General features: G+C 43.9%; 6 protein-coding genes and 1 pseudogene. 2 read left to right on the top strand and 5 right to left on the bottom strand.

Annotation, left to right across the window (positions count from 1 at the left end; all coding sequences use genetic code 11):
- Window positions 1-92: 92 nt before the first annotated feature.
- The 5 genes from Q0212_RS10920 to Q0212_RS10900 all read right to left on the bottom strand — a co-directional run bounded on the left by Q0212_RS10920 (window position 93) and on the right by Q0212_RS10900 (window position 4,360).
- A complete protein-coding gene (locus Q0212_RS10920; protein ID WP_297925376.1) occupies window positions 93-1,187 on the bottom strand; it encodes a TRAP transporter substrate-binding protein in 1,095 nt (364 codons plus the stop codon).
- A gap of 2 nt (window positions 1,188-1,189) precedes the next feature.
- Entirely contained in the window at window positions 1,190-2,620 is a 1,431-nt protein-coding gene (locus Q0212_RS10915; protein ID WP_297925374.1) for a TRAP transporter large permease subunit, read from the bottom strand.
- On the bottom strand, window positions 2,617-3,126 hold the full coding sequence (locus Q0212_RS10910; RefSeq protein ID WP_297925372.1) for a TRAP transporter small permease subunit: 510 nt from the start codon (window positions 3,124-3,126) through the stop codon (window positions 2,617-2,619). The genes Q0212_RS10915 and Q0212_RS10910 overlap by 4 nt, the downstream gene beginning before the upstream one ends.
- 392 nt (window positions 3,127-3,518) lie before the next feature.
- The gene (locus tag Q0212_RS10905) at window positions 3,519-4,112 is read right to left on the bottom strand and encodes a C39 family peptidase (RefSeq protein ID WP_297925379.1); all 594 of its coding nucleotides are present in this window, start codon (window positions 4,110-4,112) and stop codon (window positions 3,519-3,521) included.
- 26 nt (window positions 4,113-4,138) lie between these two features.
- A complete protein-coding gene (locus Q0212_RS10900; RefSeq protein WP_297925370.1) occupies window positions 4,139-4,360 on the bottom strand; it encodes a DUF2059 domain-containing protein in 222 nt (73 codons plus the stop codon).
- Window positions 4,361-4,390: 30 nt separating this feature from the next.
- On the opposite strand from Q0212_RS10900, the gene Q0212_RS10895 reads away from it, so the two are divergent.
- Window positions 4,391-4,519 (top strand): hypothetical protein, encoded by a 129-nt coding sequence (locus Q0212_RS10895; RefSeq protein WP_297925368.1) that lies wholly within the window; start codon window positions 4,391-4,393, stop codon window positions 4,517-4,519.
- Window positions 4,520-4,762: 243 nt separating this feature from the next.
- Window positions 4,763-4,991 (top strand): annotated as a pseudogene (locus tag Q0212_RS10890) (hypothetical protein); the annotation flags it as partial.

Raw genomic sequence — 4,991 nt, 5'->3', positions numbered from 1 at the left:
GTGGGTTTCGTTCCTCAACCCACACTACACCTGTTAAAGCATTCTTCCTGTGTTACGTTGCACTTCACACTGGCTACCTCTGTATCATAAGCCTACTTCGCATTCTTATACATAAAATTCTCTAACGAGGTTTCGGCCAAGTTTGTCCAACCCTGACTTAAACGTCTAAAGTCTTTCCAAGAAGCATAAATCTTTTTAAACATCGGGTCGGCGGCGGATAACTCATCATATAACGCAAACGCAGCTTTTTGCCCTGCTTGCATGACATCATCAGGGTAACGATGCAACACCACCCCATGTTGATTCATTAAACGAATGAGGGCTTGCGGATTACGCGCATCATAAGCGGCTAACATCATTTGATTAGCCTCCATCGTTGCCACTTCAAACGCCGATTGCCATGCTTTAGGCAATTTTGCCCATGCACTCTGATTGACATAAAAACTTAACTGTGGCCCTGCTTCCCACCAACCCGGAAAGTAATAATGTTTGGCCACTTTATATAAGCCTAACTTTTCATCATCGTAAGGCCCAACCCATTCACTGGCATCAATTGCACCACGTTCCAAGGCAGGATAAATATCTGCCCCTGCAATGGTTTGGGGAATCACGCCCAAACGCGACATGATTTCGCCACCAATCCCTGGAATACGCATTTTGATGCCTTGTAATTCTTTGAGGCTATTGACGGGTTTTCTAAACCAACCGCCCATTTGCGCGCCTGTATTGCCACCTGCAAAATTAACAATGTTATATTGCTTAAATAACTCGCCCAATAATTGTTGGCCGCCTGCTTGTGAATACCACGCGTTTTGTTGGCGAGCGGTTAAACCAAAAGGTAAACAGGTATCAAAGGCAAAGGCTTTGCTTTTGCCCACATAGTAATAACCTGCGGTGTGGCCACATTCGACCGTACCATTACTCACCGAATCCAATACTTGTAAACCCGGAACTAACTCTCCGCCTGCAAAGACGCGAATTTGAAATTTACCATCGGTGAGTTGCGCCACACGTTTAGAGAGCATTTCGCCTGCACCATAAATAGTGTCTAAACTTTTAGGAAAACTAGAGGCTAAACGCCATTGTACGCTAGCTTGTGTAATAACTGCTGGGGCGGCAAAACTGGCGGTTGTCGCAGTGGCTGCGCCTAAAGCAGCAATTTTTTGTAAGGCTTGACGACGTTGCATGATTATTTACCCTGATATTCTTTGGCAATTTCTTGCATTAAACGGATAGCTTCATCGGCACTGGCTGCTTGGCCACCGACATCAGACAAATCTTGGCTATTATTAAAGGTGGTGCTTTCGCTAGATTCATGGCGAACTAATTCGGGATACATCATCAACACCGCTACCATGGCTAACTGCAAGACAATAAACGGCACTGCACCTTTATATAAATGACTGGTATTAAGCTCTTTGGGTGCAACACTGCGTAAATAAAACAGCGAAAAACCAAACGGCGGCGTTAAAAACGAGGTTTGTAAGTTCATGGCCAACAACACGCCAAACCACACAGGGTCGATGTTAAGTTTATGAATGATTGGCACTAATAACGGCACAACAATAAAGACAATCTCAAAAAAGTCTAAAAACATACCCAAACCAAAGACCATTAAGTTAACCACTAATAAAAAGGCTATTTCGCCTGCGGGTAACTTATCAAATAGATGCTCGACCCAAACATCACCATTTAAGGCTCTAAACACCAACGCAAACAAGCTCGAACCGACCAAAATAAACATCACAAAAGAGGTTAATTTGGCGGTGTTATCTAAGGCTTGATGCAGTAAAGAGGCACTTAAACGGCGTTTGACTAAGGCTAAGACTAATGCGCCTGCTGCACCCATTGCCCCTGCTTCGGTCGGGGTGGCTAAACCAATAAAAATTGTCCCTAACACCAAAAAAATTAACACTAAGGGCGGCACTAAAGCGGCTAATAATTTACGCCATTGAATGGCTTGGCGTGTTTGTTGTTGGGCGGGTAATAACTCAGGTTTGACAATCGCTAAGCCACCAATAAACAGCGCAAATAAGGCCACTAAGGCCAAACTAGGATACATTGCCCCTAAATACATATCGCCAACAGGCACAGTTAAGGTATCCGCCAAGACAATTAACACCAGCGATGGCGGAATAATTTGTGCCAATGTGCCAGAAGCCATAATCACGCCACTGGAAATGGCAGGTGAATAACCTTGACGCATCATCATCGGTAAAGAAATCAAGCCCATCGCCATCACGCTGGCGGCGACAACCCCTGTGGTTGCTGCTAATAATGCGCCAACTAAAATCACCGCAAAGGCTAAACCACCACGCAAACGGCCAAACAGTTGATTAATGGCATCGAGTAAATCTTCGGCTAAACGGCTTTTTTCTAAAATCAGTCCCATTAAGGTAAAAAATGGAATCGCCATTAAGGTTTCATTTCGCATAATGCCAAATAAACGTTCGGGTACAGCTTGCACCAACTCAATCGGTAATGCGCCTACTAATACGCCAATTACCCCAAAAATTAAACCAACTGCCGCTAAAACAAACGCAACAGGAAAGCCCGTTAACAACAATAAAAACAAACTCAAAAACATTAACGGCGCGAGCCAACCCCAATCACCTGTCATGCTCGCTCTCCGTGTTGTAAAATCGCAATACGTTTGCCAATTTCGCTAATCACTTGCAAAATCAGCAAAACAAAACCAAGAGGAATCAGTAGTTTAACAGGCCAACGGGGCAAACCGCCTGCATCAGCAGACATTTCGTTGTGTTGCCAAACTTGCATAAAGTCGTGCCAACCCAACCAAGCTAAACCGACTGCAACAGGCAATAAAAACAAAACATGCCCCGCAATATCAATCCAAGCACGGGTTTTAGCTGACCAACGTTTAGCTAAAACATCAACACGCACATGTTGGTCTGCTTGCAAGGTATAGGCTGCGCCCAATAAGAATACTGCCGAAAATAAGTACCATTGCCCTTCTAAAAAACCATTAGAACCAAAGGCAAATTTGCGCCCGACAGCGGTAAATACCGATAACAAGACAGTGGCTAAAATTAGCCACGCCACTACGCGTCCCACCATTTTATTGAGTGTGTCGATGGCATGACACAGCTTAGTTAATCCACTCATAACATGACAAAAATGAAGATTGAAATGCGGCGAATGATACGCGCTGATGATGGCTTTTTGTACTTTTATTCGTTTTTTCACTGAAGTTTTTTTCTAAAATTGACTTTTTTAGCGCAGAAAAATTTTTAAAAGCGAATGATTATGGGGCGGAGAGTAAGAGATTTTAAGAAGTATCTCTGCAAGAATTAAGCTGAGCTTTTTGCCTAGCTTAATTCTTGTGATAGCCAATTACTTTTGATTAGACAGCTCTTGACAAAATTTAGCATAAATCAAGTCTACTAAGCTTCGTATATAATCCTGACACTGCTTGTCTAAATCATCAAATTTCTTTTCGACTAGATTTTCAGTAGTAGTATCAGTTAGTAATCTAACAGACTAGCATTTAGGATATTTTATTTTTTTAGCCATAAGATTGATTGTTTTAATAATATATTGGGTTGGGGATGTTTCCAAAATTCAGATTGTGTAATAACTGTCTTTTTAGGGCTAATCACCAAAATTTTACCTTTAGCAAGTGCATCGCTACGGGTTTCCCACATCGTTAAAAATGCTTGTTTGCTTAAAACTCTATTCCCCCAACTAGGGTCTGCTAATTGTACATGACTTTCTGAAATACCGTTTAATACCGAAAAATGGCTATCTTTACGATGTTCTAAATAGACAATCACAGGTACTTTTAATTGACTTAATGTTGAGTAGTCTAGTGCTAAACCTTGTGCTTGAAAGCCATACTTTTGAACAACACGAGCCATATCAATAAATGAAGCTTTGCCATCTTGCTTATTCATATCCTCTAAAATTTGTGGCTCGGTATATGATTGGCCATAAAAACCATTTAACAAAGTAGCTAATGCTGCTGCACCACAAGAAAAATCAAAGTCTTGCTTCACCACTTGGCTATCACGGTAATCTTTCCATGTTTTTACTTTAAACTCACTACATACTTGCTGACAAACAGGCAAAGCCGCATAACTGACATTTGCCATCAAAGACAATATGCAAAACGCCCATCTCATTTATTAGTAGCCTGCATTAACAACATCACACGCTCGTTAGCATCTTGCGCCCATTGCTGACTAGCAAACATCATTTCTTGACTAATTTTAGGGGCTTTTTGGGCAATACTTTTGCCTTCAGGCGTATTATAAAACTCAATCGCTTTTTTCATTTCCGCCTCGGTAAATGTGGTGCTATAGATAACTTTTTGCTTTTCTAATATTTCCTTAATATCCAATTCTTCACTGAGTCGCTCAAAAAAATCAGCATGATCGGCAACGACATGAAGCTCGACTCGGGCGTGGGCACCTGCGGCAAGGAAGGCCAGAGCGTGCCGGTGGGTGTGGGCCAGCCCACGCTGCGCATCGACGGTTTGACGGTGGGGGGGACGGCTTGAGGGTTTGTCCCCTGGCGACCTGTCAGGAACCGTCAGAAACCTGTGCTACATTGAGCCCCATGTCTTCGCGCATCGCTTTTTACTTTTTTTATTTTTGGTTCTCGGTCCCCGGCGGACGAGAGGCGAGCGCGTAAGCACCCGAACACCCCTCCCAGGAACCGCCGAAGCTGAAAAGCCCGGCGGTTTTTTTCTGCCCGACCGAAAACCGATTCCAAGCTGTTTCAAATCCAAAGGAGCCCCGCCATGAACAAACCCAGCACCAAGGCCGACGCCTGGTACGCGAATGTCGACAAGACCAGCCAGACCGACGACAAACGCATCAAGGACATCACCGTGCTTCCCCCGCCCGAACATCTGATCCGCTTCTTCCCCATCCACGGCACGCAGGTCGAGTCGCTGATCACCGAAACCCGTCACAACATCCACAACATCATGGCCGGCAAGGACGACCGCCTGCTGGTGGTGATCGGCC

It is taken from the genome of uncultured Agitococcus sp., from assembly GCF_937920075.1.
Lineage (GTDB): Bacteria > Pseudomonadota > Gammaproteobacteria > Pseudomonadales > Moraxellaceae > Agitococcus.
This window is presented reverse-complemented; position numbering and strand designations above follow the sequence as displayed.

Bases quoted from the DNA above. Each gene is read 5' to 3' on its own strand.
- Q0212_RS10895 (WP_297925368.1), top strand. From the start codon at position 4,391: ATGATCGGCAACGACATGAAGCTCGACTCGGGCGTGGGCACCTGCGGC.
- Q0212_RS10910 (WP_297925372.1), bottom strand. From the start codon at position 3,126: ATGAGTGGATTAACTAAGCTGTGTCATGCCATCGACACACTCAATAAA.
- Q0212_RS10905 (WP_297925379.1), bottom strand. From the start codon at position 4,112: ATGGCAAATGTCAGTTATGCGGCTTTGCCTGTTTGTCAGCAAGTATGT.
- Q0212_RS10920 (WP_297925376.1), bottom strand. From the start codon at position 1,187: ATGCAACGTCGTCAAGCCTTACAAAAAATTGCTGCTTTAGGCGCAGCC.
- Q0212_RS10915 (WP_297925374.1), bottom strand. From the start codon at position 2,620: ATGACAGGTGATTGGGGTTGGCTCGCGCCGTTAATGTTTTTGAGTTTG.